Origin of the sequence: Inquilinus sp. Marseille-Q2685 (assembly GCF_916619195.1) — a bacterium.
GTDB lineage: Bacteria > Pseudomonadota > Alphaproteobacteria > DSM-16000 > Inquilinaceae > Inquilinus.
In genome coordinates, this window is record NZ_CAKAKL010000003.1 from 52009 (window position 1) to 77540 (window position 25532).

The window sequence follows — 25532 nt, forward strand, 5'->3', positions numbered from 1 at the left end:
GATCAGGCGGCGGCCAGGGCCTTTTCCAGCACGTCGAGGCCTTCGTCGACGATGGCGTCGCTGGCGGTCAGCGGCACCAGGATGCGGATGACATTGGCGTTGACGCCGCAGGACAGCAGCACCAGGCCGTTCTCATAGGCCTTCTGGGTCACCCGCTTGGTCGCGTCGGCATCCGGCTCGAAGGTGCCGCGCGACTTGACGATCTCGAAGGCGACCATGCCGCCCAGGCCGCGGATGCCCGCGATCGGCAGCAGGTCGTTGCGCCGCGACAGCGTCTCCAGCCGCGCCTTGATCCGGGCGCCGATGGCGTTGGAGCGCTCCAGCAGCTTCTCCTCCTCGAACACCTCCAGCACCGCCAGCGCCGCGGCGCAGGACAGCGGGTTGCCAGCATAGGTGCCACCCAGCCCGCCCGGATCGGCCGCATCCATGATCGGCGCCCGGCCGATCACGCCGGACAGCGGGAAGCCGCCGGCCAGGCTCTTGGCGACGCAGATCAGGTCGGCCTCGACGTCGAAATGCTCCATCGCGAACATCTTGCCGGTGCGGCCGAAGCCGGTCTGCACCTCGTCGGCGATCAGCACGATGCCGTGCTCGTCGCAGATCCGGCGCAGGGCGCGCATCAGCTCGGCCGGGGCCTCGTAGAAGCCGCCTTCGCCCTGCACCGGTTCGATGATGATCGCGGCGACGCGCGACGGGTCGACATCGGCCTTGAACAGGAAGCTCAGCGCTTTCAGCGAATCCTCGACGGTGATGCCGTGATGCGCGACCGGGAAGGGCAGGTGCCAGACCTCGGGCAGCACGGGACCCAGTCCCTTCTTGTACGGCACCACCTTGCCGGTCATGGCCGAGGCCATCACGGTGCGGCCGTGGAAGGCGCCGGTGAAGGAGATCACGCCGCTGCGGCCGGTGGCGGCGCGGGCGATCTTGACCGCGTTCTCGGTGGCCTCGGCGCCGGTGGTGAAGAACACCGACTTCAGCGGGCCGCTGATCGGCGCCAGCGCGTTCAGCTTCTCGGCCAGCTCGATATAGGGCTCGTACAGCAGCACCTGGAAGCAGGTGTGGGTGAAGTTCGCCATCTGCTCCTGCACGGCGGCGATCACCTTGGGATGGCAATGGCCGGTGTTGACCACCGCGATGCCGCCGGCGAAGTCGACATAGCGCTTGCCTTCGACGTCCCAGACCTCGGCGTTCAGCGCCCGGGCGGCGGAGATCGGCGTGGCGTGCCCGACCCCGCGGACGACGGCGGCGTTGCGGCGCTGGAATAGCTCGGCATTGGTGGTCATGCGCATCCTCTGAGGGTCGGATCAGGCGACAGACAGAAGGTCGGTGCGGCAGCCTCGTTGCACAATCGCCTAGTTTGAACGTGTCCGGTGCATTCTATGCACCATTGCCGTTCGGCGTCGCGAACAGATCGCGCAGCCACTGCCGCAGCGTGGCCAGGCCGGGCTCGTCCCAGCGCGCCGCCTCGGACAGGAAATAATAGCCGCCGAGGCGGATGTCGGACGACACCATCTCGACCAGCCCGCCGGCGGCCAGGTCCTCGCCCGCCAGCACGGCGTTGGCCAAAGCGACGCCCTGGCCCAGCCGCGCCGCCTCGATCGCCAGATGGGCGTGCCACAGCCGCGGGCCGCGCAGCGGCGGCAGGTCCGGCACCCCAGCCTTGTGCAGCCAGCGCTCCCACTGCTCGGTCGATTCCTCATGGATCAGCGGCACCCGCAGCAGGTCGGCCGGGGCGGCGACATCGGCGTGGCGGGCGCGGAAAGCGGCGCTGGCCACCGGGAAGACGCGTGGGCTGGACAAGAGCTCGGCCCGCACGCCATCGCGCGGCGCCGCCGCCTCCAGATAGATGATCTCGGCATCGGCCTCGTCCCGGGCGAAGTCGGGCCGGGCCAGGGTCGGCAGCAGGGTGATCTCGTGCTCCGGCAGCAGCGCCTCCAGCTCCGGCAGAAGCGGCAGCACCCGGCGCGAGGCGACGCCGGGGGCGCACCAGATGGCCAGGGTGCGGCGGCGCGGGGCGGACAGCTCGGCGGTGGCGCGCTCGATCAGGTCCAGGGCATTGGCGATCTGGGCCAGGTACCGCGCGCCCTCCGGCGTCAGCGTCAGGCCGCGGCCGGCGGGGCGCAGCAGCCGGGCGCCGAGCCGCTGCTCCAGGTTGCGGACATGGCGCGACACCACGGTGTGGCTGACCGCCAGCTCCTCCCCCGCGGCGCGGACGCTGCCGAGCCGGCCGACGGCCTCGAAGGCGCGGAGCGCGAGGAGCGGGGGCAGGCGGCGGGCCATGGCGGTCTCGGGGTCGGGATCGGGCGAGGCGGACCCTAGCATGGCGGCGGTACGGCCGGGGCGCCTCGGCGATATATGAATTTTTTCACGAATTCGCAGAATCCGGATTGCCGAGCGAGGCGGAGCCGGGATTAAGCTGGAATGGGCGCGGGAGGGCCGGGGAAACACCGGCCGAGGCGCGCCTGATTTCTGGTGGGGGAGAGGATTTCATGCCGGTATTTTCAGGCACGGCGGCCGCCGACAGGATCGTCGGCAGCGCCGAGGCGGATCGCGTGTACGGTCTGGACGGCAACGACACGCTCTACGGTGTGGGCGGCAACGACGTCCTCGACGGGGGGCGGGGCGGCGACATCCTGGTCGGCGGCCTCGGCAACGACGTCTATTTCGTCGATTCGGCCGGCGACCGGGTGGTGGAGCGGGCGGGCGAAGGCGTCGACCGGGTGCACGCCCGGGTCAGCCATCAACTCGCGGCCTATGTCGAGAACCTGATCCTGGAAGGCACGGCCGACCTGGCCGGCACCGGCAACGCGCTGAACAACGCCATCATCGGCAATGCCGGGAACAACGTGCTCAACGGCAGCGCCGGGGATGATCTCCTGATCGGTGGCAGGGGCGACGACGTCTACGACGTCGATTCGGCCGGCGACCGGATCCAGGAATTGGGGAACGAGGGTTACGACCGGGTGCGGGCCTCGGTCAGCTTCACGCTCAGCTCCAATATCGAGGAGCTGAACCTGACCGGCACGGGCGCCGTCAACGGCGCGGGCAACGCGCTGGCGAACACTATCGTCGGAAATGTCGGGAACAATGTGCTCAACGGCGGCGCCGGCGACGACCTGCTGATCGGGGGCACGGGTAACGATGTCTACGACGTAGACTCGGCCGGCGATCGGATCCAGGAGCTGGCGAACGAGGGCCACGACTGGGTGCGGGCCTCGGTCAGCTTCACGCTCAGCGCCAACATCGAGGAACTGAACCTGACCGGCACGAGCGCCATCAACGGCGCCGGCAATGCGCTGAACAACACCATCATTGGCAACGCTGGCAACAACGTGCTCAACGGTGGCGCCGGCGACGACCTGCTGACCGGGGGTAGGGGCAGGGACATCTACTATGTCGATACGGCCGGAGACCAGGTGGTAGAGGAGGAGGGCGAAGGCGTGGACCGGGTGCACGCCTGGGTCAACCATCAACTCGCCGGCAATGTCGAAAACCTGATTCTGGAAGGCGCGGCCGACCTGGTTGGCACCGGCAACGCGCTGAGCAACACCATCATCGGCAATGCGGGGAACAATGTGCTTAACGGCGGCGCCGGGTATGACACGCTGCTCGGGGGCAAGGGCGACGACGACTACGGCGTAGACTCGATCTACGACCGGATCCAGGAACTGGCAAACGAAGGCTACGACCGGGTGCGGGCCTCGGACAGCTTTGCGCTCAGCGCCAACATCGAGGAACTGAACCTGATCGGCACGGATAATATCAACGGCACCGGCAATGCTCTGAACAACACCATCATAGGCAACGTCAACCAGAACTACCTGAACGGCGGCGCGGGCGACGATATTCTGATTGGAGGTGCAGGGAGCGACGTCTATACCGTGGACTCTGCTGCAGATGTGGTGGTGGAACGCTTCGACGAGGGGACGGATACGGTCCGCTCTTCGGTCACCTATACCCTCGGCGCGAACCTCGAGAACCTGTCCCTCAGAGGATCGAGCGACATTAACGGCATAGGCAACGCGCTGAACAACGAAATCTCGGGCAATGACGGCGCCAATCTGCTCGACGGCGGGGGCGGCACGGATGTCTTGAGTGGTGGCGGCGGTGCGGACATCTATGTGGTCGATTCTGTGGGCGATCAGGTGATCGAATACGGTGGGAAAGATGTGGATCTCGTCCGCGCTTCGGTCAGCTTCACCCTTTCACGGAATGTCGAGCTGCTGATGTTGATGGGCGGCGGCGACGTCAATGGCACCGGTAACGACCTGAATAACACGATTCAGGGAAACGACGGCGCCAACGTGCTGGATGGCCGCGAAGGAGACGATGTCCTGATCGGAAGGGGAGGCAATGATACCTATATCGTCGATTCGTCTGGCGACGTGATCGCAGAGGCCGCGGGCGGTGGAGTCGATCACGTTTTCTCGTCGGTCGACTGGGTTCTCACCATGAACACCGAAACGCTGACGCTGACTGGCCACGATGACATTGACGGTGTAGGAAATTCTCGGGCCAATACGATTGCTGGCAATGATGGAAGTAATACTTTGAACGGTGGTGACGGGGCGGACGTTTTGGTGGGAGGCGGTGGCAATGACATTTACGAAATTGCTTCATTCGACGGCACTGTAGACAAAATTGTGGAGGCTGAGGGAGGTGGGGTCGATCTCGTCCTTGTCTCTAATCACTACAACTATGTTCTCGGCAAGAATATCGAGAATTTGACGTTAAGGGGCTCTGCAAACTGGGGGGCTGGCAATGAACTGGACAATACGATCATTGGCAATACGATAAGCAGCGAACTCCGTGGCGAAGGCGGCAATGATGTCCTTGTCGGTGGTGGCGCCGACGATCGTCTGGACGGCGGTGCCGGGAACGACACGATCACTGCCAGCGATCTCGGAGGTATGATCGACGGCGGCGATGGAAACGATCGTATCACGGCTGGATCGGGAATCGGTTTCATCGATGGTGGAGCCGGCGACGACATCATAACGACAGATCGGGATCTGTTCTTCGGAACGTATGGCGGGGACGGGAACGACATCATCAATGGCGATTTCCATGGCAACCGCCTGATCGGTGGCCAGGGTGATGATCTCCTGCGGGGAGGCTACGGGGACGATACTCTGGGGGGCGGGGCAGGAAGGGACCGGTTCGTCTTTGTCGGAACCTCCGGCGGGAACGACACCATTATCGATCTGAAACCGTCCGAGGGCGACAAGCTGGTATTTCAGTGGGTGTTGCAGGGCAGCTTCGGATATGTCGGCGCAGGCGTCTTCACGGCCGGCGGCCACACCCAGGCGCGGTTCGAAGGCGGCCAGTTGTTCATTGATGCCGACGGTAATGGCACGGCAGACATCACTCTCACGTTGACCGGAATCACAGAAGCCTCTCAACTTCACGCTTCCGATTTCGTCTTCGTATGATGGCTCGCGGCAGGCGGAGGCCCAGCGGTCTCCGCCCCGCATTTCCCGAATGCTGCATTGCAGCATTCGTATGACGTATCGCCAAGGTAAGCGCGCATCTTAGGGGCGAACTCCCGTCACCGGATTCGCCCCTCATGCCGCTGCCGCTCTTCGCCCTGGCCGTTGCCGCCTTCGGCATCGGCACCACCGAATTCGTGATCATGGGCCTCTTGCCCGACGTGGCGCGCGACCTCGGCGTCTCGATCCCGGCGGCCGGCATGCTGGTCTCGGGCTATGCCCTCAGCGTCACCATCGGCGCGCCGATCGTCGCCCTGCTGACAGCGAAGCTGCCGCGCAAGACCGTGCTGCTCGGGCTGATGGGCGTTTTCATCCTCGGCAACCTGATGTGCGCCCTGGCGCCCGACTACTGGTCGCTGATGGCGGCGCGGGTGCTGACGGCGCTGTGCCACGGCGCCTTCTTCGGCATCGGCGCCGTGGTTGCCGCCGGGCTCGTGCCGCGGCACCAGCGCTCTCGCGCCATTGCGCTGATGTTCTCTGGCCTCACCCTCGCGAATGTCCTGGGCGTGCCCTTCGGCACCGCGCTGGGCCATGTCGCCGGCTGGCGCGCCACCTTCGGCGCGATCGTGCCGATCGGCATCGCCGCGGCGCTGGCCATCGCCTTCGTGCTGCCGCGCGACCGCGAGGCGCCGGCGGGCAACCTGCTGTCCGAATTCTCGGTGCTGCGCAAGCCGCAGGTGCTGCTGGCCATGGCGCTCAGCATCCTGTCCTCGGTCAGCCTGTTCACCGTCTTCACCTACATCACCCCGATCCTCGAGACCGTCTCCGGCCTGACGCCGCAGGGCGTCACCACCGCCCTCCTGCTGTTCGGCGTCGGCATCACCGTCGGCAACCTGTTCGGCGGGCGCCTGGCCGACTGGCGGCTGATGCCGGCGGTGATGATGAGCTTCACCGCCCTGGCCGTGGTCTGCGCCGGCTTCGGCCTGGCCGCGCCGATGATGGTGCCGGCTGTGACAGCGATGGTGCTGTGGGGCGTGGTCCAGTTCAGCCTCGGCGCGCCGCTGCAGACCCGGGTGGTCGACCAGGCGCATGAGGCGCCGAACCTGGCCTCGACCCTGAACCAGGGCGCCTTCAACCTCGGCAACGCCGCCGGAGCCTGGCTCGGCGGCGCCGCGATCACCGCCGGCATGCCCTACGGCCAGATCCCCTATCTCGGCGCCGCCGTCGCCGTGGCCGGGCTCGGCGTCGCCGTGCTGTCCTACGCGCTGGAGAAGCGCGCCCCGGCCCTGGCCTGAGGCGGCCCGCCGATCCGTCCCGGCTTGATCCGGGCGTGCAGCAAGCTCAAGTTAGCTTCAATGCTCGATCGGCTGGGGACGGAGCCATGGACGGAGTCCTGACGATCAACCAGGTGTCGCGGCGCAGCGGCGTCGCGGCTTCGGCGCTGCGCTATTACGAGGAGCGGGGGCTGATCCGGTCCGAGCGGGCCGGATCCGGCCATCGCCGCTTCCCCCGCGCCGTGCTGCGGCGCATCGCCTTCATCGTCTTCGCCCAGCGCCTCGGCATGTCGCTGGAGGAGGTGAAGGCGGAGCTGGACAAGCTGCCGACCGACCACATCCCGACCGGCGAGGACTGGTCGCGCCTGTCGGGCGGCTGGACCCGGCGGATCGACGAGCGGATCGCGGAGCTGGAGCGGCTGAGATCCGGCCTGGCCGGCTGCATCGGCTGCGGCTGCCTGTCTTTGTCCTCCTGCGGCCTCGTCAACCCGGCGGACCGCGCCGCCCGCCTGGGGCCGGGGCCGCGCGTTTGGGTCGGCGATAACAAGCGAGGGGGCTGAGGCGCCTTACGCCCGCTTCCAGCGCTGCAGCAGGTCGGTCACGCGGCCGAGGGCGAGGTCGGCCAGCACCGCCAGCGTGCCCACCACCAGCGCGCCCTGGATGACATAGGCCAGGTTGTTGCCGTTCAGCCCGACGATGATCGGGGTGCCCAGGGTCCGGGCGCCGACGGTCGAGGCGATCGCCGCCGTGCCGATGTTGATCGCAACCGAGGTGCGGATGCCGGCCAGGATCACCGGCGCGGCCAGCGGCAGCTCGACCGACCACAGCCGGCGCAGCGGCCCCATGCCCATGCCCTCGGCCGCGTCGCGCGCCGCCGGCGGCACCTGCTCCAGCCCGGCGATGGTGTTCTCGACGATCGGCAGCAGGCCGTAGAGCGACAGGGCGATCAGCGCCGGCCAGGCGCCGAAGCCGATCAGCGGCACGGCGATCGCCAGCACCGCCACCGGCGGGAAGGTCTGGCCCATCGCCGTCACCGTCTCGACCAGGCCGCGGAACTCGGCCCCGGACCGGCGGGTGACGAAGATGCCGGCGGCGACGCCGATGACGATCGCGATCAGGCTCGACGCCCCGACCAGCAGCACATGCGCCAGAACCAGCGCGGCGAAGCTGTCGGCCTCGTAGAAGGGCCGCTCCAGCTGCGGAAACCAGGCGGCGAAGAGCGGCCGGGTCAGCGGCAGCCCGAACACCAGCGCGGCGAAGCCGGCGGCCAGCCACAGCAGCGGGTCGCGCCAGGGGCGCCAGCCCGGGCGGGCCGGGTCCGCAGCGGCGGGCCGGGCGATGCTCATGCCCGCACCAGGTCGTCGAGGTGGAGCGTGCCCAGCGGCCTGCCGTCCGCCGCCGCCACCGGGGCGCTGTCGGCATGGCGCGCGACCAGGATCGACAGGGCGGTGCGCAGAGACGTCTCGGCCGGGATCGGCGCGCCGTCGGCCGTCTCGCCGGGCCGAACCCGGTCCGCCGCCGTCTCGGTGGCCAGCAGCTTCAGGCCCAGGTCGTCGCGGCCGATGAAGTCGCGCACGAAGTCGTTGGCCGGGGCCGTGAGGATCTCGCGCGGGCTGCCCAACTGCACCAGACGGCCATGGTCGAGGATGGCGATCTGGGTGGCCAGGCGCAGCGCCTCGTCCATGTCGTGGGTGACGAAGACGATGGTCTTGCCGGTCTCGCGATGGATCCGCGCCAGCTCGCCCTGCAGCGCGTCGCGGGTGATGGGGTCCAGCGCGCCGAAGGGCTCGTCCATCAGCAGCACCTCCGGGTCGGCCGCCAGCGCCCGGGCGACGCCGACCCGCTGCTGCTGCCCGCCGGACAACTGGTGCGGGTATTTCTCGGCGAAGCGTGGATCGAGCTGCAGCAGGTCCAAAAGCTCGCGCACCCGGTCGTCGATCTTCGCCTGCGGCCAGCCCAGCAGGGCCGGCACCGCGGCGATGTTGCGGGCCACGGTCCAGTGCGGGAACAGGCCGATCGACTGGATAGCGTAGCCCAGGCGCCGGCGCAGCGCCTCGACCGGGATCGTCGTCACGTCCTCGCCGCCGACCTTGAGCGTGCCTTCGGTGTGCGGGATCAGCCGGTTGATCATGCGCAGGCTGGTCGACTTGCCGGAGCCGGAGGAGCCGATCAGGGCGCAGAAGGCCCCGTCGGGAACGCTCAGGGTCAGGTCGTCGACCGCCTTGATGCCGTCGAACACCTTGCTGACATGCTCGAACTCGATCATGCGGCTCTCCCTTGCAGGGCGTCGACCAGGATGCGGAACACGGCGTCGACCGCCACCGCCATCAGGATGATCGGCAGGGCGCCCAGCAGCACCAGGTCGAGGGCGTTGGCGAACAGGCCCTGGAACATCACGGCGCCGAGGCCGCCGGCGCCGATCAGCGCCGCCACCGCGGCCAGGCCGATCGCCTGGATCAGGGTGATGCGCAGGCCGGACAGGAAGACCGGCAGGGCCAGCGGCACCTCGACCTTCCGGAAGATCTGGCGCCGCGTCATGCCGATGCCGCGGGCGGCGTCGATCACCCCGGCCTCGACCTGGCCCAGCCCAGCGGCGGTGTTGCGGGCGATCGGCAGCAGCGAATAGAGGGTCAGCGCGATCACCGCCGGGGTGATGCCGATGCCGCTGACGCCGAGCCAGGGGGCGGCGGCGGAGAGGGCCGAGAGCGGCGCGATCAGGAGGCCGAACAGCGCGATCGACGGGATCGTCTGGATGATGCCGAGGATCGAGAAGATCGGCCCGCGCGCGGCGGCGGAACGATGCGCGGCGATGCCCAGCGGCACGCCGATCAGCAGCGTGGGGACCAGCGCCAGCTCGACCAGCAGCAGGTGGCGCAGCACCTGCGGGCCGAACACGCCGTGCTGCTGGACATATTCCTTCATCAGCGACAGCTGGTCGACCGCGCCGCCGGCGATCAGCGCCGCGACCGGCACCGCCAGCAGCAGCGCCGCGGCCAGCCGGGCGAGGGGGCCGAGCCGCAGCCGGCGGGCGGCGTCGGCGGCCGCCAGCAGGGCGGTCAGGCCCAGCACCCAGAAGCCGGCGCCGAGCGAGGTGCGGGCCGAGGGCCGGGCGCCTGCGGCCAGCGCTTCGGCTTGCATGCCCGCCAGCCAGACCAGCCCGACGGCGATGCCGATGCCGGCGGCCAGCTGTGCGGTCAGTGTTTCGCGCCGCGACGGGACGAAAGCACCGGCCAGCAGCAGGACGGCCGCGGCGATCGCCATCGGCCCCCAGGGCGTTGCCAGGTCCAGAGCGCCGATCGGCTTGCCGGACAGCAGCCGGTTCGGCGCATGGGTCAGGATCGGCAGCGCCAGCCCCCCGGCCAGCGCCACCACCCCCAGCACCAGCAGCACGCGGTTGCGGATGACGGTCATGGCGGCGGCCATGAAAGCATCAGCCGATCCGTCCTGTCGTGCCTTACTTCACGAACCCCTTCGCCTTCAGGTACTCGGCCGCGACCGCTTGCGGATCCTCGCCGTCGACGGCGATCTTGCCGTTCAGCTCCTGCAGGGTCTTGAGGTCGAGCGAGGCGAAGACCGGGTCCAGCGCCTCCTTGATCTTCGGGTGCCTGGCCAGCACGTCGGCGCGGATCGTCGCCGCCGGCTCATAGACGATCTGGGCGCCCTTGCTGTCTTCCAGCACCACCAGCCCGACCGAGGAGATGGCGCCGTCGGTGCCGTAGACCATGGCGGTGTTGACGCCGGAGGTCCGCTCCGCCGCGGCGCGGATGGTGGCGGCGGTGTCGCCGCCGGCCAGGGTGACGATCTGGTCCTGCTTCAGCGTGAAGCCGTAGGTCGACTGGAAGGAGGGCAGGGCCGCGGGGCTCTCGACGAACTCGGCCGAGGCCGCCAGCTTGACCTCGCCGCCGCCATTCACCCATTTGGCGAAATCCTCGAGCGTCTTCAGCTTGTTGGCGTCGGCCACCTCCTGCCGCACCGCCAGCGCCCAGGTGTTGTTGGCCGGGGCCGGGGCCAGCCAGACGATCTTGTTCTGCGCCTCGTCCAGCTGCTTGACCTTGTCGTAGCCGGCCTGGGCGTTCTTCCAGGCCGGGTCGCTGTCGATGTTGAAGAAGAAGGCGCCGTTGCCGGTGTATTCCGGATAGGCGTCGATCTCGCCGGCCAGGATCGCGCTGCGCACGATCTTGGTGGTGCCGAGCTGCAGCTTGTTCTCGGTGGGGATGCCGTTGGCCTCCAGCACCTGCAGGATGATGCTGCCCAGCAGGCGGCCCTCGGTGTCGACCTTGGAGCCGACGCGCACCGCATCGGCGGCCATGGCGGCGGAAGCGGCCAGCAGGCCGGCGCCGAGCGCGGCGCCCAAGGCGGCCGTGCGGAGGATGCGCTTGAACGGGGAGGGGGTCATGGCGCTGCCTTCTCTGTTCGAGCCGAACGGAACGGGAAGTCCTCTTCACCGAATGCGTTCGCCGGCTCGCTTGTTCCGGTTGCGGGGAGGCAGCTTAATTGACGCTTGGCTGGCGTCAATTCGATAAGAAAAATCTTAAGAAATGTGTAGAAAATGGAGCCGAATGCAGCCTGCAGTCCCGGCAGTTCACGCGGCATTCGGAATCGCTATATCATGTACATGTGCTGCGCATGTTCAGGAGCATCATGTGAGGCAGGATCGCATCATCGTCCTGGTCGACCCCGACTATAAGGCGCAGATCGCCGCCCGTGCCAAGGCGCTCGATATGTCGGTCGGCGAGTTCGCGCGCCGGTCGATGGACGCCTATGATCCGGAACTCGACGAGGTGACCCAGTTGCTGCACAAATCCGCGATAGAGGCCAGGGAAGCGCTCGATCAGGCGATGACTGAAATCGACGAGACCCTCGGCTATCTGCGGAAGCGACGCGAGGAGGCGGCCGCCGCGAAGGCCAAGGCCGGGAAGCCCGGGGCTGTGGCCTGATGGCGATCCGGCCCATGTCGACGCTTCGCGACATCATCCTCATCTACGATGACGTCAAGAGGACCTCCGCCAAGGTCACCGAATTGTCCAAGGAGGTTCGCGACCTGGAGAGCCGGCTGTCTGGCGACATCCGGGGGATCGACACCCGCCTGGTGAAGGTCGAGACGCGGCTTGAGATGATCTATGACCTGGCCGTCGGCCGAGCGGGCAGGGACGGTTCCGGCGGTCCCCAGGAGCCGCCGCTTCTGCCCGACAGTCGCTCCTGATATCGAATGCCAGGTGTAGGCTGGGTTCGCCATCGGCGAACCCAGCATGGCGAGATCCCGGCCAGTGTTGGGTTCGCCTGCCGCGAACCCAACCTCCGGAATCGACGAAACTTCAGCTCAGGCCCAGCGTGCCGCGCAGCTGGGACAGGTCCTCGGCCAGGGCGGTGATCGGGCCCTTCAGCGCGTTGCGGTCGGCCTCGGTCAGCTTGTCGTAGGTCTGGAAGCCGCCATCCGAGGTCTTGTACTTGGCCAGGATGCCGTCGACGGTCTTGAAGTTGGCGTCGACCTTGGTCAGCAGCGCCTTGTCGCTCTTCTCCAGGATCGGGCGCAGCAGGTCGACGATCTTCTTGGCACCGTCGACATTGGCCTGGAAGTCCCACAGGTCGGTGTGGCTGTAGCGGTCCTCCTCGCCGGAGATCTTGGTGGCCGCGACCTCCTCGATCAGCGCCGCGGCGCCGCCCACCACCTTGTCCGGCGGGGTGGTCAGGTCCTTGATCCGGCCCTGCAGGTCGGTCACGTCGGCCAGTAGCTTGTCGGCGAAGGGGGCCAGGCCCTCGGTCGACTGCTTGGCGAACAAGCCGTATTCGATGCGGTGGAAGCCGGTGAACTCCGGATCCTCCTCGTTCTTCGCGTGGTCGTCGGCGCGCGAGTCGATGGCGGCGTCGAGGTCGGCGAACAGCTCGGCGAGCGGCTCGATCCGCTCGTAATAGACGCGGCTCGGCGCGTACAAGGCCTGCGCCTTCTTCAGGTCGCCGGCCTTCACCGCCTCGGTGAACTGGCGCGTGTGCTCGACGAACTGGTCGACCTCGCCGATGACCCAGGTCTTGTACTTGGCGATCGGCTCGACCAGCTCGAGCGGCGACGGCGGGGCGGCCATGGCTGCGGGCCCGACCAGCAGCGCGGCAGCGCCGAGGCTGAAAGTCAGAATGCGTTTCATATTCAATCCCCTCCTAGGATAGGGCCGGGTGAGATCGTCACCCGGCGCTCAGGGCCCTTCCGGCCCCTCAGGTCGACACGGATTGCAGCAGCCCCTGGCCCAGATAGCCGTCCTTGTCCGGAACCCCCGGCAGGGCGAAGAAATAGCCGCCGCCGGTCGGCTTGATGTACTCCTCCAGCGGCTCGCCGTTCAGCCGCTGCTGCACCGCGACGAAGCCGGCGTTCAGGCTCGACTGGAAGCAGATGAACAGCAGGCCCATGTCGAGCTGCCCCGACTTGGTGACCCCGCGCGAATAGTTGAACGGGCGGCGCAGGATCAGGCTGTTCGCGGTCTCGCGGGTGCGCGGATTGGCCAGCCGGATATGGGCGTCGAGCGGCATCACCTTGCCCTCGGGGTCGCCCGAATAGTCCGGCACCTCGAATTCGTCCTTCATCCCCAGCGGGGCGCCGGACGCCTTCTGGCGGCCCATGATCGCCTCCTGCTCCCCGAGTGGCGTGCGGTCCCAGCGCTCGACGAAGTTGCGGATGATGCGCACCACCTGGTAGGTGCCGCCGGCCGTCCAGGCCGGCTCGTCCGCGCCCGGCTGGATCCAGACGAGCCGGTCCATCGCCGCGGCGTCGGCCGGGTTCGGGTTGGCGGTGCCGTCCTTGAAGCCCAGGAGGTTGCGCGCCGTCTCCTTGCGGCCGGCCTTGCTGGTTGCGGCCGGCAGGAACCCGTCCAGCTTCCAGCGCAGGCTCAGCAGGTCGGGCGTCGCCTTCACCACCGCGCGCAGGGCGTGGATGTTGGCCTCCGGCGTGTTGGCCGAGAACTGCAGCAGCAGGTCGCCGTGGCAGTATTCCGGATCCAGGGCGTCGTTCGGGAAGCTGGGCATCGTCGTCAGCTCCCGCGGCTTCACCGCGGCCAGGCCGAAGCGGTCGTCGAACAGAGAGGCGCCGACGGCGGCGGTGATGGTCAGGTTGTCCGGCACGATCACCGGGCCCAGCACGCCGGAATCGGCCGGCGGGAATTTCGGGTCCAGCTCCGGCGGGGTGCCGCCGCCCATCAGGAAGGCGATGCGCTCGGTCAGGGTGCGGAACAGCCGCTCCAGGTCCGGCTTCGATGTCGCCAGCACGTCGAAGGCGGCGACGAGGCCGGCGGCGGGGGAGGGGGTGACGATGCCGGCCTGGTGCTCGCCGTAGAAGGGCTGCGCCTGCTGGGCGACATCGGCCTCGCGGCCGGGCGGCTGCTTCACCGACTGGGCGACGGCCGGCACCGCAGCCAGCGCGCCGAGCGCGGCGCCGCCGCCGGCCAGGCCGCGCAGCACGGCGCGACGGCTGGGAACGTCTGCGGGAGTGGGGGTCTTGCCCTGTTCGTCGGTGGTGGTCATGGCGGTTCGTCCGGTCAGTCCAGCCCCAAGGCGGTGCGCAGCTTCGGCAGGTCGTCGGCCAGGGCCGTCACCGGGGGCTGCAGCCCGGTGCGGTCGTCGCGGGTCAGCGCCAGCCCGGCCGCGGTCAGGTTGCCGTCGACCCGGTCGCTCAGCGCCTTGTCGGCCTTCTGGCTCAGCGGGCGCAGCAGCCCGACGATGCGGGCCGCGCCTTCTAGATCGGCCTTGGCGGCGGCGGGGTCGAGGCCCGGGTCGGCGGCCAGGCGGGCGATCACGGTGGCGGCGCCGCCGGCCATCTTCTCCGGCGGGATCGACAGGTCGGCGATGCGGGCCTGCAGCGCCTGCACATCGACCGCCAGCTTGTCGGCGACCGGCCCGAGCCCGTCGGTCGAGCCGCGGGTGAACAGCGCGTAGTGCAGCCGGCGGAAGCCGGTGAAGCCCGGGTCGTCCTCCTTCTTCTCGAAATAGTCGGCGCGGGCGTCCAGCGCCGTGTCGAGATCGGCGAACAGGTCGGCGATCGGCTTGATCCGCTGGTAGTGGATCCAGGCCGGGGCCAGCAGGTCGCGCGCCCGGGCCAGGTCGCCGGCCTTGACCGCTGCGACCAGCGGCGGGGGGGCGGCGGCCCGCGCCCTGGCTTCGCCGGGGACGTAGACCTTGTATTCGGCGATCGGCCCGATCAGCTCGATCAGCGAGGGCTGCAGCGCCTGGGCCGGGGCGGTCTTCGCCGCGGTCACGGTCAGGGTGCCGCGCGGATTGCTCAAGAGGCCGCAGGTGATCTGGTAGCTGCCGGGGTCTAGCTTGGCGGTCAGGCTCTGGGTGAAGCCGGGCGCTATGTTCTCGCGCTCCTCCACCACCATCACGCCCTGCAGGATCTCCCACTCCAGCGCGCGGTCGCTGGCGTTCTTCACCTGGAAGGTGACGCGGCCGGCCTCGACCGTCAGGTCGTTCGGCTCGCAGCTCTGGGCGGTGATGGTGACGGCGGTGCCGCCCGCGGCGGCCTGGGGCGTGCCGGCGCGGGGGAGATAGGCGTAGACGCCCAGGCCCGCGACGGCGACGGCCAGGACCGCGACGACGCCGATGCCGATCCGGGTGGTGCGCTGCAAGGACGACATTCGAGCTTCGGCTCCGGGCTCAGGCGTTCGACCGCGCTTCCTGCGCGACCCGGCCGCCGCTCAGGAACAGGGGCACGGTGATGATCAGGAAGAGGAGATAGACGGCGACCTCGCCGACGGCCGGCGTATCCTGATAGCCGAAGATGCCGGCCAGCACCGAGCCGAGCGGTCCGTCGATCGGCAGGACTTGGCTGAGGTCGAAGGCGACCTCCTGCAGCCCGTTCCACAGCCCGGCCTCGTGCAGCGCCCGCAGCGACCCGGCCAGGAGCCCGGCGGCGACCACCAGGATGAACAGCCCGGTCCAGCGGAAGAAGCGCTTCAGGTTCAGCCGGACGCCGAACCAGGTGATGGCGAAGCCGACCCCGACCGCGACCAGGACGCCGGCCAGGGCGCCGGCCGGCGCCTCGAGGCCGACATCCTGCTGGAAGGTGGCGAGCAGGAAGAACACCGATTCCAGCCCCTCGCGGGCGACCGCGAAGAAGGCCATGCCGATCAGCGCCAGGCCCTTGGCGTCGCGCCCCTCCAGCGCGGCGTCGACCGAATGCTGCAACTGCGCCTTGATCGAGCGCGCGGCCTTGCGCATCCAGAACACCATCGAGGTCAGGATGCACACCGCGATCAGCCCGACGATCGCCTCGAACAGCTCCTGCTCGCGCTGCGGGAACTCGGCGCTGACCAGGTTCAGCACGATGCCGACGGCGATCGAAAGCAGGACGGCGATGGCGATGCCGATCCAGACCAGGGGCATCCATTGCGACCGGCCCGTCTGGCGCAGATAGCCGGCGATGATGCCGACGATCAGGGCGGCCTCGATGCCCTCGCGCATCATGATCAGGAACGGTACAAGCATCCCGACATCTTCCCAGAACCGCCACGGGCGGCGCCCCATGCCCACGGGTAGTTGCGAGCAAGAATGCGTATCTCTCGCAGTTCTTCTGCTCCCATCGCCCGGCGTTGTCGAGGCCGCTTCGCTGCGGGATAGGTTAAATTTGTCGTAATGCGGCACCGCCGGCGGCCTCCGCCCGGAACCGGCGATGCGCAGCGGCTGTTGGCGGAGCAGAAAGGAGCCGCCCATGTCCGAGACCGGAGCCCCCAAATCCGCCGCCGACGCCGCCGCGCAGGTGTCGGGATCGAAGTCGAGCCGCGCCGCCGCCGAGCTGGATGCCGCCGCGACCGATGCCCAGGCCGCTCGACACGACCTGGAGTCGGACCTGCGGGCGTTGCGCGAGGACGTGGCCCGCCTCGGCGAGACCGTGGCGTCGATGGCCCAGGCCCGGGCGAGCGCGCTGGACGAGGCGGTACACCGCAACCCCTGGTCGGCCGTGGTCGCCGCGGTCTGCGTCGGCTTCTGCCTGGGCCTCAAGGCGCGGCTGTAGGCCTCAGGCCGCGGTCGAGGCTGCGCGTCGGGCCGCTTCCATCGCGTCGGCCGGGTCCGACTTGAAGCGCACCAGGGGCGGCCGGACGCCATGCGTCAGCAGCGCCCGCAGGATCGGCCGTCGGGCGCCGGCGATGTAGACCGCGGCGCCCTGGCGCCGGGCCTTGCGGGCGAAGCCTTCGATCGTGGCGGCGGCGGTGGAATCGATCACCGGCACCGCCGAGAAATCGACGACATAGGCCTTCGGGTGCTCGCCAATCCGGTCGAGGGCCGCCGCCACCCCGGCCGCGGCGCCGAAGAAGAAGGCGCCGGAGATCCTGTAGGCGACGACGTCGCGGTCGGTGGCCAGCGCGGGATCATAGGGCGGGCGGCCGTCGCCGTTGCCTCGGTCGTCGGCCATGTCCGGCCGGTCGACCTGCACCGCCTGCGCCATGCGGTGCAGGAACAGCAGCGCGCCGAGGACGAAGCCGACCAGGATGCCCTCGGTCAGGTCGCGGAACACCACCAGGCCGAAGGTCGCCAGCAGCACCACGGCGTCGCCGACCGAGGCGCGGATCAGGATCCCGAACTGGTGCTTCTCGGCCATGGTCCAGGCCACCACCGCCAGGACCCCGGCGAGGGCGGAGAGCGGGATGAAGGCGGCCAGCGGCGCCGCCGCCATCATGAACAGCAGCAGGAACACCGAATGCAGCATGCCCGACACCGGGCCGCGCGCCCCGGCGCGGACATTGGTGGCGGTGCGGGCGATCGTGCCGGTGACGCAGATGCCGCCGAACAGCGAGGAGGCGATGTTGGCCAGCCCCTGGGCCACCAGCTCGCAGTTCGAGCGGTGGCGGCGCCCGCTCATGCTGTCGGCGACCACGGCCGACAGCAGGCTCTCGATGCCGCCCAGCAGGGTGAAGGACAGGGCCGCCGGCAGCATCTCCTGGATCCGGGCCCAGGACAGGTCGGGCAGCTGCGGGGCGGGCAGGGAGGACGGGACGCCGCCGAAGCGGGTGCCGATGGTCTCGACCGGCAGCTGCAGCACGGCGGCCAGGATCGAGGCCAGCGCGACCGCGATCAGGTAGGACGGCCAGTGCGGCCGCAGCCGGCGCACCAGCAGGATGGTGCCGACCGATAGCGCCGCCACGGCGACGGCCGCGGCGCTGGCGGTCGGCAGCGCCCGGCCCAGCGCCTCCAGCTTCGGGACGAAGGGCCCCGGCTCCGGCCCGTCCAAGGTCAGGCCCAGCAGGTCCTTCAGCTGGCTGGCGAAGATGATCATGGCGATGCCGGTGGTGAAGCCGACGGTCACCGGATAGGGAATGTATTTGATGAAGGTGCCCAGCCGCAGCAGGCCGATCGCCGCCAGCATCAGCCCGGACAGGAAGGTCGCCAGCAGCAGCCCGTCGATGCCGTGCTGCGCCACGGTCGCGGCCACCAGCACGATGAAGGCGCCGGCCGGGCCGCCGATCTGGAACCGGCTGCCGCCCAGCGCCGAGACGATGAAGCCGCCGACGATCGAGGCATAGAGGCCGCGGTCCGGCGTGACGCCGGAGGCGATGGCGATCGCCATCGACAGCGGCAGGGCCACGATCGCGACGGTCAGCCCCGCCACGGCATCGGCCTTGAGGTCGGCGAGGCCGTAGCGCTCGCGCAAAACGGTCACGAGCTTCGGCGTGAACAGCTCGGCAAAGGACGGATCATGACTGCGCGCCACCATCGACCTCGACACTCCCATCACCGCAGGAGCGGCGGGATCGTCGGGTCGGCCGGCGGTCGCCGTCGCTGAACGTCTCGTCAGCCGGCTTCCGCCCTCCGGCTACCGCGGGGTCTTGAACCGCACCCCGCGGCCGCCTTCGCGGCTCACCGCATGATCGCCGATCAGCTCGACCCCGGCCCGGTCGAAGGCCTCGACCACCTTGGTCAGCGTGTCGACCACGCCGCGGACGGTGCCCTCGCTGGCCTCCATGCGCTGGATCGTCGGCAGCGACACTCCGGACAGCTCGGCGAGCTGCCGCTGGTCGATGCCGAGCAGGGCGCGGGCAGCCCGCATCTGGGCGGCGGTGATCATGCAGTTTCCTCTGACAAAACTAAGGTATCAGGCGGCAGGGATGATGTCTAGAACATCAATATGGATGTTCCAGATCGGTATCCTGATTCTCTCGTCTATCGCGTCCCCTGGCGGCCCGCGGCGGTGCGGATCTCCTGGATCAGCTGATACTGGATGTGCTCCAGCCGGCTCCTGATCGCCGCCGTGTCGTCCAGAAGCCTGGCGGTCGCGGCGAAGCCCAGCGCCGTCGCCACATAGATGAACCCGACCTCGAGCTTGGCGCCGGTCATCTCGCCCAGGATCGCCGACAGAAGCATGAGAACGCCGAGCAACGCACATATGCCGGCGACGATCTTCAGCAGAATGGACATGTTTCCCCCTCCCGATGTCCTTGCGAGCAGAGGCTAACGCGTCGAATCGAGGACACGCCAGGGCTTGGCGACACGAGAGGGGAGTCTGATATGCACGAGACATATTTGTGAAAACTAAATATGCACATTTGGTGGTTGCTTATCGGTGTGCCTATAACCACCTTCCGCGCTCGCCGCGCCGATCCCTTCGGGACGGGGCATCCGGCCCGAACAGCAGGTTGACGCCTCCCGTGCACGCCACATCCTTCCTGGCCATCCGCCTCTCCGATGGAGCGTGCGGGCATTTCCGCGCGGGGGCCGCATGACGATCTTCGACTTCGACTATTTCCTGTCGGCCTTCCCGCTGATCCTGCCCTACCTGCCGGTGACGCTGCTGATCGCCTTCAGCGCCATGGCCTTCGGCCTGGTGATCGGCACCGGCGCGGCGCTGATCCGGATCTACCGCATCCCGATACTGCGGCAGCTGGCGACGCTCTACATCTCCTTCATCCGCGGCACGCCGCTGCTGGTGCAGATCTATCTCGCCTATTACGGCATCCCGAAGCTGCTGCAGTACATGAACGCGCAGCTCGGCACCGAGATCGATATCAACCGCGTGCCGGCGCTGGTCTTCGTGATCTTCAGCTGCTCGGTCAATGTCGGCGCCTATCTGTCGGAGGCGATCCGCTCCGCGCTCTTGTCGATCGACCGCGGCCAGGCCGAGGCCGCCTATTCGATCGGCATGACGCCGTTCCAGGCGATGCGCCGGATCATCCTGCCCCAGGCGCTGGCCGTGGCCCTGCCCAACCTGGGCAACAGCTTCATCAGCCTGATCAAGGACACCTCGCTGGCCTTCCTGATCGCGGTGGTCGACATCATGGCGGCGGCCAAGATCATCGGCGGCCGGTCATTGCGCTTCTTCGAGCTCTACCTGGCGGTGGCGGTGATCTACTGGGTGATCTGCATCCTGGTCGAGGTCGCGATGCGGCGCTGGGAGGCCTATCTCACCCGCGGCCGCCGGGACATTGCGGGCTAGGGGGCGACATGATCTCGATCCGCGACGTCCGCAAGTCGTTCAGGGGCCAGGTGGTGGTCGACGGCATCGGCCTCGATGTCGACCGCGGCGGCATCGTCTCGATCCTCGGCCCCTCCGGCTCCGGCAAGTCGACCTTCCTGCGCTGCCTGAACCGGCTGGAGACGCCGGACGACGGCACCATCGACATCGCCGGCGACCGCTACGACCTGCCGCGGCTGGACCGGCGCCGGCTGCAGTCGCTGCGCATGCGCATCGGCATGGTGTTCCAGAACTACAACCTGTTCCGCCACAAGACGGCGATCGAGAACATCCTCGAGGGCCTCTTGGTGGTGAAGCGCCTGCCGCGGCGCGAGGCGCAGGAGGCCGCGGAGCATCACCTCGCGCTGATGGGGCTGGCCGACAAGGCGGCGCAGTACCCGTCCTCGCTGTCCGGCGGCCAGCAGCAGCGGGTGGCGATCGCCCGCACCTTGGCGATGGCGCCGGAGCTGATCCTGTTCGACGAGCCGACCAGCGCGCTGGATCCTGAGCACACCGGCGAGGTGCTGGAGGCGATCCGCAAGGCGGCGGGGCAGGGTATCCCGATGATCATCGTCACCCACGAGATGGGCTTCGCCCGCGAGATCTCGAGCCAGGTGCTGTTCATCGACGGCGGAAAGGTGATCGAGCAGGGCGACCCGAAATCGCTGTTCGGCAACCCGCAGCAGCAGCGCACGCGGGACTTCCTGAAGAACTATCTGCGGTCCTTCAGCTTCGACATCTGAGGATCCGCGAACCATGGAGAGAACGATGCGTCACTTACTGGCCAAGGGCGCCGCGGCGGCCCTGCTCGCGCTGGCCCTGGCGGCCGCCCCCGCGGCCGCGCAGGAGACGGTGCGGGTGGGGACCGAAGGCACCTATGCGCCCTTCACCTACCAGGACGACAGCGGCAAGCTGACCGGCTACGACGTCGAGGTGCTGCGGCTGGTCGAGGCCAAGGTGCCGGACCTCAAGTTCGAGTTCGTGCCGCAGCCCTGGGACAGCATGTTCCTGGGCCTCGAATCCGGCAAATACGACGTGGTCGCCAACGAGATCTCGAAGACGGCGGAGCGCGAGACCAAGTACCTGTTCTCCGACGTCCCCTACTTCCACAGCGGCTCGGCCATCATCGTCAAGAAGGGCGTCACCGGCATCCACAGCCTGGACGATCTGAAGGGCAAGCTGGTCGGCGCCGGAGTGGGCAGCGAGCACACCAAGCTGGTCGAGGACTATCTCGCCGCCCATCCGGGCGCGTTCGAGATCCGCTATTACGACGGCAACGTCACGCCGGTGCTGCTGGACATCGCCGAAGGCCGCATCGACGCCCATGTCAACGACCCGATCGTGGCCAAGGACCATGCCGAGAAGCTGGGCCTGCCGGTCGAAGCGACCGGCGACCTCCTGACCAAGGTCCCGGCCTATCTGGTGTTCCGCAAGGACGCCAAGGGCGAGGCGCTGAAGGCCAAGGTCGACGCCGCCCTTACCGCGCTGAAGGCCGACGGCTCGCTGTCGAAGCTGTCGCAGCAATGGTTCGGCCAGGACTACACACAAGACTGATGCGGGAGGGGGCGGGGCTGACGCACCCGCCCCTCGGCCTCACTGCGCCGCGGGCAGGTTCAGCGCCGCGGTCAGGTCGCCCAACGGCGGGTTGCCATTGGCGGCGATGGCTGCGTCGCGCGCCGCGATGCCCGGCAGAACCGGCAGCCCGAAGCGGTGGGTGATGAAGCGCAGGATCGAGGTCGTGTCGTAGGGCGTGTGGTCGACATAGCCCTTCCTGGCAAAGGGCGAGACGATGATCGCGGGGATGCGGGTGCCCGGGCCCCAGCGGTCGCCCTTCGGCGGCGCCACATGGTCCCAGAAGCCGCCATTCTCGTCATAGGTCACGACCACCAGCATGTGCGGCCATTGCGGGCTCTTCTGCAGATGGTCGATCAGCATGGCGAGATGGGCGTCGCCCGAGGCGATGTCGGCATAGCCGGCGTGCTCGTTCAGGTTGCCCTGCGGCTTGTAGAAGGTGACCTGCGGCAGCGTGCCGGCGTCGATCGCCTTGACCAGCTCGGTCCCGTCCAGCCCGCCGTCGCGCAGATGCTCCTGCCGCGCCGCGGTGCCGGGCGCGAAGCTGGCGAAGTAGTTGAACGGCTGGTGGTGGTACTGGAAGGCCGGCACCGGCGTCTGGTTGCCGTGGTCCAGCACCGACTGCCAGGCGCCGGAATACCAGGCCCAGCTGATCCCCTTGGCGCTCAGCAGGTCGCCGATCGTGATCTCGGTCTGCGGCGGCAGCGTGGTCGGCGCGTTCGGGTCGGCCAGGGCCGGGTCGCCGCCTTCGGCCGGCTTGTTGGCGCTCGGCTGGTAGGGCGGCTGCATCGTGTTCACGGCGAAGAAATCGGGCGTCAGGTTGCCGTCGGCCACGAATTTCGGGATGCCGTCCATCGCCGATTTCGGCGAGTTCGGCGCCAGGGTCAGGCTGACGCCGTCCGGGTCGACCACCGCGATCGACGGCTTGGCCGCAGCCTTGTCGGCATCGGGATAGCGGGCGACGCAGGCGCAGGCCAGCCAGATGTGGTTCATGAAGGAACCGCCGAAGGCCCCCATGAAGAAATGGTCCGCCAGCGTGTATTGCCGGGCGATCGTCCACATCGCCGTCTTCGAGCCGTCGAGATGGCCCATCACCTCGGCCCCGGCATCGGCCCAGGCGACGAACCTGTCGTTCCGGCCGCCGTCGATCTGCATCTGGTTCTGGTAGAAGCGATGCCACAGGTCGTGGGTGACGGTGCCGACCGAGACGTTCAGCCCCTGCGGGTCGTCCATGGCGAAGGGGGCGTTCGGCAGGTGTTCGGTCTGCGCCTGGGTGACCGGCGGCGTCACGCCCTTGGCGGTCAGCCCGTCCCACACCGGCGGCAGCTCCTTCAGCGGCGTGCCGTCGCGGTCCAACTGGGTCCTGGCGGTGTCCGAGGCGTTCGCCAGCCCGTCGGCGCCGGGGAAAGTGCCGTACAGATTGTCGAAGCTGCGGTTCTCGGCATAGATCACGACGACCGTGTCGATGGCGCGCAGCGCCCTGGTCTGGGCGGTGTCGGCGCTGCCCGGCGCGTCCACGGCCAGGACCGGCGGCGCGACCAGCGCGGCGGCGCCGGCCGCGAGCGCGGTGGCGATCAGTTTGTGCATGCGGCTTCCCTCTGGCTCCCGGTGCCGAGGCCCCGGTGGCTGTTCCCCTTCCGCGCGCCAGCACTCGCGCGAAGCCGGCTGTCGCTCAAGTGAAACTTTTTCGGCATAGAGAGGGGCTGCGGGCCGGGTCCGGCGCCGCGTCGCGCAGATCACGGGATGGCCGGAATGGCGTTGCGAACGGGTCGCTGGTGGGCGATGGGCGGCGGCTTGGCCGCGGCGGTCCTGACGGTCTCCGCCGCCACGGCAGGGTCCCATCCGGATGGCGGCCTGACGCGGGCCGAGGTGCGGCGCCAGGTGGAGGAGCTGACGGCGCTGGGCCGCGCCATGTTCGTCGACCCGTCGCTCTCGGCTTCGGGCAAGCTGTCCTGCAGCTCCTGCCACGACCCGCTGCACGGCTTCGGCCCGGCGAACGCGCTGCCGGTGCAGATGGGCGGCGGCGACATGGCCAGGCCCGGCATCCGGGCGGTGCCGTCGCTGACCTATCTGCAGGCCGTGCCGCCCTTCACCGAGCATTTCTTCGACTCGGAGGACGATTCGGACGAGAGCGTCGACAACGGCCCGACCGGCGGGCTGACCTGGGACGGCCGGGTCGACCGCGGCGCCGACCAGGCAGCGATCCCGCTGCTCTCCGACTTCGAGATGGGCAACGCCGGCCCCGACGAGGTCGTCGCCAAGGCGCTGGCCGCCGGCTATGGCGACGCGCTGCAGCGGATCTACGGCGCCGACGTGCTGCAGGACCGCAAGGCGCTCTACGGCGGCATCCTCAAGGCCTTCGAGGTCTATGAGCAGGACGCCGCCAGCTTCTATCCCTACAGCAGCAAATACGACGCCTGGCTGGCCGGTCAGGCGACGCTGACGCCGCAAGAGGTGCGCGGCCTCGAGCTGTTCAACGACCCGGCCAAGGGCAACTGCGCCGAATGCCATATCAGCCAGCGCGGCAATGACGGCACGCCGCCGCAGTTCAGCGATTACGGCATGATCGCCATCGCCCTGCCGCGGAACATGCAGATCCCGGCCAATGCCGATCCGGCCTATGTCGACCTCGGCGTCTGCGGGCCGCAGCGCACCGACCTGACGGACCATCCGGAGTATTGCGGCCTGTTCCGCACCCCCAGCCTGCGCAACGTGGCGCTGCGCCGGACCTTCTTCCACAACGGCGCGATCCACAGCCTGCGCGACGCCGTGGCCTTCTACGCGACGCGCGAGACCGATCCCGGCCGCTGGTACCCGCGCAACCCGGACGGCAGCGTGCGGCTCTATGACGACCTGCCGCCGCAATACTGGGCCAACATCAACCGCGACCCGCCCTTCGACCGTCACCCGGGCGACGCGCCGGCCCTGACCGATGCCGAGATCGACGACGTCGTCGCCTTCCTGAAGACGCTGACCGATGGCTACCGCCCGCCGTCCTGACCGGCTCCGGCGCGACACTCCGCCGCGCCGTCGATTGCTTCGCTCCGGCGTCGCGCCCATATCAGCGGCGGAAGGGGGATGCCCGCGGCAGCGGGCCCGACCGGAGAGTTTCGATGACACCCCAGGAACGCGAGCTGCTGACCAACCTGGTCGCCCGGCTCAAGCAGGCTCCGCCCGCCGAGAAGGACGAGGAGGCGGCGGCGATGATCCGGGACCTGGTCCGCGACCTGCCCGACGCGCCCTATCTCCTGGCCCAGACCGTGCTGATCCAGGATTACGCCCTGCACCAGGCCCAGTCCCGGATCGCCGAGCTGGAGCGCCAGGTCCAGCAGCCGCAGCGCGGCTCCGGCGGCGGCAGCTTCCTCGGCGCCATCTTCGGCAGCGGCGCGGCCCCGCGTCCGCAGCCGGCGCCGCAGCCCCAGGCCTATACCCAGGCGCCGCCGGCCTATGCCCAGCCCCAGCCGGGCCCGTGGGGCGGGGGCGGCCCCTTCGCCCAGTCCTCCGGCCCGTCCTTCCTGCGCAGCGCCGCCGCCACCGCGGCCGGCGTGGCCGGCGGCGCGCTGCTGTTCCAGGGCATCGAATCCCTGTTCGGCGCGGGCCATGGCGGCTGGGGCGGCGCCTTCGGCGGCGCGGCCCCGGGCCTGACCGAGACGGTGATCAACAACTACTACGGCGATGCCGCTCCTGGTGCCGACAGCACCGACCTGCGGGATGCCGATGCCGTGCCGCCGGACGACCAGGGCGTCCAGGACGCCGACTATCAGGACGATGGCAGCCAGGATTTCGGCGGCGACGATTTCGGTGGCGGCGGCGGCGACACGGTGGGCGTCTGAG

25 protein-coding genes are annotated in these 25532 nt (G+C 69.0%); 11 read left to right on the forward strand and 14 right to left on the reverse strand.

Going from position 1 to position 25532, the window contains the following annotated elements; genetic code table 11:
* Positions 1-2 precede the first annotated feature (2 nt).
* The gene (gene gabT, locus LG391_RS17985) at positions 3-1283 is read right to left on the reverse strand and encodes a 4-aminobutyrate--2-oxoglutarate transaminase (RefSeq protein ID WP_225769417.1); all 1281 of its coding nucleotides are present in this window, start codon (positions 1281-1283) and stop codon (positions 3-5) included.
* 94 nt (positions 1284-1377) lie between these two features.
* A complete protein-coding gene (locus tag LG391_RS17990) occupies positions 1378-2280 on the reverse strand; it encodes a LysR substrate-binding domain-containing protein (protein ID WP_225769418.1) in 903 nt (300 codons plus the stop codon).
* A 209-nt stretch (positions 2281-2489) separates the two neighbouring features.
* Here LG391_RS17990 and LG391_RS34740 point away from each other — a divergent pair, with 209 nt between their 5' ends.
* The 3 genes from LG391_RS34740 (at position 2490) to soxR (ending at position 7263) form a co-directional block, all read left to right on the forward strand.
* The gene (locus LG391_RS34740) at positions 2490-5432 is read left to right on the forward strand and encodes a hypothetical protein (RefSeq protein WP_255646713.1); all 2943 of its coding nucleotides are present in this window, start codon (positions 2490-2492) and stop codon (positions 5430-5432) included.
* A 134-nt stretch (positions 5433-5566) separates the two neighbouring features.
* A complete protein-coding gene (locus tag LG391_RS18010) occupies positions 5567-6724 on the forward strand; it encodes an MFS transporter (RefSeq protein WP_225769419.1) in 1158 nt (385 codons plus the stop codon).
* 86 nt (positions 6725-6810) lie between these two features.
* Complete coding sequence (gene soxR / locus LG391_RS18015) at positions 6811-7263, forward strand: redox-sensitive transcriptional activator SoxR (RefSeq protein ID WP_225769420.1); 453 nt, start codon at positions 6811-6813, stop codon at positions 7261-7263.
* 6 nt (positions 7264-7269) lie between these two features.
* On the opposite strand, the gene LG391_RS18020 is transcribed toward soxR, so the two are convergent.
* The 4 genes from LG391_RS18020 to LG391_RS18035 are packed head-to-tail and all read right to left on the reverse strand — an operon-like array spanning position 7270 to position 11099.
* Positions 7270-8049 carry an ABC transporter permease gene (locus LG391_RS18020; RefSeq protein WP_225769421.1) on the reverse strand — a complete coding sequence of 260 codons (780 nt, stop codon included), beginning with the start codon at positions 8047-8049 and terminating at the stop codon, positions 7270-7272.
* Positions 8046-8969 (reverse strand): ABC transporter ATP-binding protein, encoded by a 924-nt coding sequence (locus LG391_RS18025; RefSeq protein WP_225769422.1) that lies wholly within the window; start codon positions 8967-8969, stop codon positions 8046-8048. Before LG391_RS18025 ends, LG391_RS18020 begins: the two co-directional genes overlap by 4 nt.
* The gene (locus LG391_RS18030) at positions 8966-10126 is read right to left on the reverse strand and encodes an ABC transporter permease (RefSeq protein ID WP_225769423.1); all 1161 of its coding nucleotides are present in this window, start codon (positions 10124-10126) and stop codon (positions 8966-8968) included. The genes LG391_RS18025 and LG391_RS18030 overlap by 4 nt, the downstream gene beginning before the upstream one ends.
* 31 nt (positions 10127-10157) lie before the next feature.
* Positions 10158-11099: an ABC transporter substrate-binding protein gene (locus LG391_RS18035; protein ID WP_225769424.1), complete on the reverse strand. Its 942-nt coding sequence runs from the start codon at positions 11097-11099 to the stop codon at positions 10158-10160.
* Between the two features lie 247 nt (positions 11100-11346).
* On the opposite strand from LG391_RS18035, the gene LG391_RS18040 reads away from it, so the two are divergent.
* Positions 11347-11640: a hypothetical protein gene (locus LG391_RS18040; RefSeq protein WP_225769425.1), complete on the forward strand. Its 294-nt coding sequence runs from the start codon at positions 11347-11349 to the stop codon at positions 11638-11640.
* Positions 11640-11906: a hypothetical protein gene (locus LG391_RS18045; RefSeq protein ID WP_225769426.1), complete on the forward strand. Its 267-nt coding sequence runs from the start codon at positions 11640-11642 to the stop codon at positions 11904-11906. Before LG391_RS18040 ends, LG391_RS18045 begins: the two co-directional genes overlap by 1 nt.
* 112 nt (positions 11907-12018) lie before the next feature.
* Here the strand turns inward: LG391_RS18045 and efeO (LG391_RS18050) are convergent, their stop codons facing one another.
* The 4 genes from efeO (LG391_RS18050) to efeU all read right to left on the reverse strand — a co-directional run bounded on the left by efeO (LG391_RS18050) (position 12019) and on the right by efeU (position 16168).
* A complete protein-coding gene (efeO, locus tag LG391_RS18050; RefSeq protein ID WP_304608508.1) occupies positions 12019-12843 on the reverse strand; it encodes an iron uptake system protein EfeO in 825 nt (274 codons plus the stop codon).
* A 67-nt stretch (positions 12844-12910) separates the two neighbouring features.
* Positions 12911-14209: an iron uptake transporter deferrochelatase/peroxidase subunit gene (efeB, locus tag LG391_RS18055; RefSeq protein WP_225769427.1), complete on the reverse strand. Its 1299-nt coding sequence runs from the start codon at positions 14207-14209 to the stop codon at positions 12911-12913.
* Positions 14210-14223: 14 nt separating this feature from the next.
* Positions 14224-15318, reverse strand: a complete 1095-nt coding sequence (gene efeO / locus LG391_RS18060) for an iron uptake system protein EfeO (RefSeq protein ID WP_225769428.1) — start codon at positions 15316-15318, stop codon at positions 14224-14226.
* A 19-nt stretch (positions 15319-15337) separates the two neighbouring features.
* Complete coding sequence (gene efeU, locus LG391_RS18065; protein WP_225769429.1) at positions 15338-16168, reverse strand: iron uptake transporter permease EfeU; 831 nt, start codon at positions 16166-16168, stop codon at positions 15338-15340.
* A gap of 223 nt (positions 16169-16391) precedes the next feature.
* Between efeU and LG391_RS18070 the strand changes: the two genes are divergently transcribed.
* Positions 16392-16694, forward strand: a complete 303-nt coding sequence (locus LG391_RS18070) for a hypothetical protein (RefSeq protein WP_225769430.1) — start codon at positions 16392-16394, stop codon at positions 16692-16694.
* Between the two features lie 3 nt (positions 16695-16697).
* Here the strand turns inward: LG391_RS18070 and LG391_RS18075 are convergent, their stop codons facing one another.
* The 3 genes from LG391_RS18075 to LG391_RS18085 form a co-directional block, all read right to left on the reverse strand.
* Positions 16698-18392, reverse strand: a complete 1695-nt coding sequence (locus tag LG391_RS18075) for a SulP family inorganic anion transporter (RefSeq protein ID WP_225769431.1) — start codon at positions 18390-18392, stop codon at positions 16698-16700.
* A gap of 99 nt (positions 18393-18491) precedes the next feature.
* Positions 18492-18743 carry a helix-turn-helix domain-containing protein gene (locus LG391_RS18080; RefSeq protein WP_034837751.1) on the reverse strand — a complete coding sequence of 84 codons (252 nt, stop codon included), beginning with the start codon at positions 18741-18743 and terminating at the stop codon, positions 18492-18494.
* A gap of 95 nt (positions 18744-18838) precedes the next feature.
* Positions 18839-19093, reverse strand: coding sequence for a hypothetical protein (locus LG391_RS18085; RefSeq protein ID WP_225769432.1), 255 nt, complete (start codon positions 19091-19093; stop codon positions 18839-18841).
* 301 nt (positions 19094-19394) lie between these two features.
* On the opposite strand from LG391_RS18085, the gene LG391_RS18090 reads away from it, so the two are divergent.
* Genes LG391_RS18090 through LG391_RS18100 form a run of 3 tightly spaced genes read left to right on the forward strand, consistent with a single transcriptional unit; the run spans position 19395 to position 21680 of the window.
* Positions 19395-20108, forward strand: coding sequence for an amino acid ABC transporter permease (locus tag LG391_RS18090; protein WP_225769433.1), 714 nt, complete (start codon positions 19395-19397; stop codon positions 20106-20108).
* 8 nt (positions 20109-20116) lie between these two features.
* The gene (locus tag LG391_RS18095; RefSeq protein WP_225769434.1) at positions 20117-20869 is read left to right on the forward strand and encodes an amino acid ABC transporter ATP-binding protein; all 753 of its coding nucleotides are present in this window, start codon (positions 20117-20119) and stop codon (positions 20867-20869) included.
* Positions 20870-20894: 25 nt separating this feature from the next.
* Positions 20895-21680, forward strand: a complete 786-nt coding sequence (locus LG391_RS18100) for a transporter substrate-binding domain-containing protein (protein WP_225769435.1) — start codon at positions 20895-20897, stop codon at positions 21678-21680.
* A 39-nt stretch (positions 21681-21719) separates the two neighbouring features.
* On the opposite strand, the gene LG391_RS18105 is transcribed toward LG391_RS18100, so the two are convergent.
* Positions 21720-23285 (reverse strand): acid phosphatase, encoded by a 1566-nt coding sequence (locus tag LG391_RS18105; protein ID WP_225769436.1) that lies wholly within the window; start codon positions 23283-23285, stop codon positions 21720-21722.
* 165 nt (positions 23286-23450) lie between these two features.
* On the opposite strand from LG391_RS18105, the gene LG391_RS18110 reads away from it, so the two are divergent.
* Together LG391_RS18110 and LG391_RS18115 are read left to right on the forward strand one after the other, a co-directional pair.
* Positions 23451-24698, forward strand: a complete 1248-nt coding sequence (locus LG391_RS18110; protein WP_225769437.1) for a cytochrome-c peroxidase — start codon at positions 23451-23453, stop codon at positions 24696-24698.
* 113 nt (positions 24699-24811) lie between these two features.
* Positions 24812-25531, forward strand: a complete 720-nt coding sequence (locus tag LG391_RS18115; RefSeq protein WP_225769438.1) for a DUF2076 domain-containing protein — start codon at positions 24812-24814, stop codon at positions 25529-25531.
* Position 25532 lies beyond the last annotated feature (1 nt).

Excerpts from the sequence above, each read along its gene's own strand:
- gabT (WP_225769417.1), bottom strand. The coding sequence starts at position 1,283 with ATGACCACCAATGCCGAGCTATTCCAGCGCCGCAACGCCGCCGTCGTC.
- LG391_RS17990 (WP_225769418.1), bottom strand. The coding sequence starts at position 2,280 with ATGGCCCGCCGCCTGCCCCCGCTCCTCGCGCTCCGCGCCTTCGAGGCC.
- LG391_RS34740 (WP_255646713.1), top strand. The coding sequence starts at position 2,490 with ATGCCGGTATTTTCAGGCACGGCGGCCGCCGACAGGATCGTCGGCAGC.
- LG391_RS18010 (WP_225769419.1), top strand. The coding sequence starts at position 5,567 with ATGCCGCTGCCGCTCTTCGCCCTGGCCGTTGCCGCCTTCGGCATCGGC.
- soxR (WP_225769420.1), top strand. The coding sequence starts at position 6,811 with ATGGACGGAGTCCTGACGATCAACCAGGTGTCGCGGCGCAGCGGCGTC.
- LG391_RS18020 (WP_225769421.1), bottom strand. The coding sequence starts at position 8,049 with ATGAGCATCGCCCGGCCCGCCGCTGCGGACCCGGCCCGCCCGGGCTGG.
- LG391_RS18025 (WP_225769422.1), bottom strand. The coding sequence starts at position 8,969 with ATGATCGAGTTCGAGCATGTCAGCAAGGTGTTCGACGGCATCAAGGCG.
- LG391_RS18030 (WP_225769423.1), bottom strand. The coding sequence starts at position 10,126 with ATGGCCGCCGCCATGACCGTCATCCGCAACCGCGTGCTGCTGGTGCTG.
- LG391_RS18035 (WP_225769424.1), bottom strand. The coding sequence starts at position 11,099 with ATGACCCCCTCCCCGTTCAAGCGCATCCTCCGCACGGCCGCCTTGGGC.
- LG391_RS18045 (WP_225769426.1), top strand. The coding sequence starts at position 11,640 with ATGGCGATCCGGCCCATGTCGACGCTTCGCGACATCATCCTCATCTAC.
- efeO (WP_304608508.1), bottom strand. The coding sequence starts at position 12,843 with ATGAAACGCATTCTGACTTTCAGCCTCGGCGCTGCCGCGCTGCTGGTC.
- efeB (WP_225769427.1), bottom strand. The coding sequence starts at position 14,209 with ATGACCACCACCGACGAACAGGGCAAGACCCCCACTCCCGCAGACGTT.
- efeO (WP_225769428.1), bottom strand. The coding sequence starts at position 15,318 with ATGTCGTCCTTGCAGCGCACCACCCGGATCGGCATCGGCGTCGTCGCG.
- efeU (WP_225769429.1), bottom strand. The coding sequence starts at position 16,168 with ATGCTTGTACCGTTCCTGATCATGATGCGCGAGGGCATCGAGGCCGCC.
- LG391_RS18070 (WP_225769430.1), top strand. The coding sequence starts at position 16,392 with ATGTCCGAGACCGGAGCCCCCAAATCCGCCGCCGACGCCGCCGCGCAG.
- LG391_RS18075 (WP_225769431.1), bottom strand. The coding sequence starts at position 18,392 with ATGGTGGCGCGCAGTCATGATCCGTCCTTTGCCGAGCTGTTCACGCCG.
- LG391_RS18080 (WP_034837751.1), bottom strand. The coding sequence starts at position 18,743 with ATGATCACCGCCGCCCAGATGCGGGCTGCCCGCGCCCTGCTCGGCATC.
- LG391_RS18085 (WP_225769432.1), bottom strand. The coding sequence starts at position 19,093 with ATGTCCATTCTGCTGAAGATCGTCGCCGGCATATGTGCGTTGCTCGGC.
- LG391_RS18090 (WP_225769433.1), top strand. The coding sequence starts at position 19,395 with ATGACGATCTTCGACTTCGACTATTTCCTGTCGGCCTTCCCGCTGATC.
- LG391_RS18095 (WP_225769434.1), top strand. The coding sequence starts at position 20,117 with ATGATCTCGATCCGCGACGTCCGCAAGTCGTTCAGGGGCCAGGTGGTG.
- LG391_RS18100 (WP_225769435.1), top strand. The coding sequence starts at position 20,895 with ATGCGTCACTTACTGGCCAAGGGCGCCGCGGCGGCCCTGCTCGCGCTG.
- LG391_RS18105 (WP_225769436.1), bottom strand. The coding sequence starts at position 23,285 with ATGCACAAACTGATCGCCACCGCGCTCGCGGCCGGCGCCGCCGCGCTG.
- LG391_RS18110 (WP_225769437.1), top strand. The coding sequence starts at position 23,451 with ATGGCGTTGCGAACGGGTCGCTGGTGGGCGATGGGCGGCGGCTTGGCC.
- LG391_RS18115 (WP_225769438.1), top strand. The coding sequence starts at position 24,812 with ATGACACCCCAGGAACGCGAGCTGCTGACCAACCTGGTCGCCCGGCTC.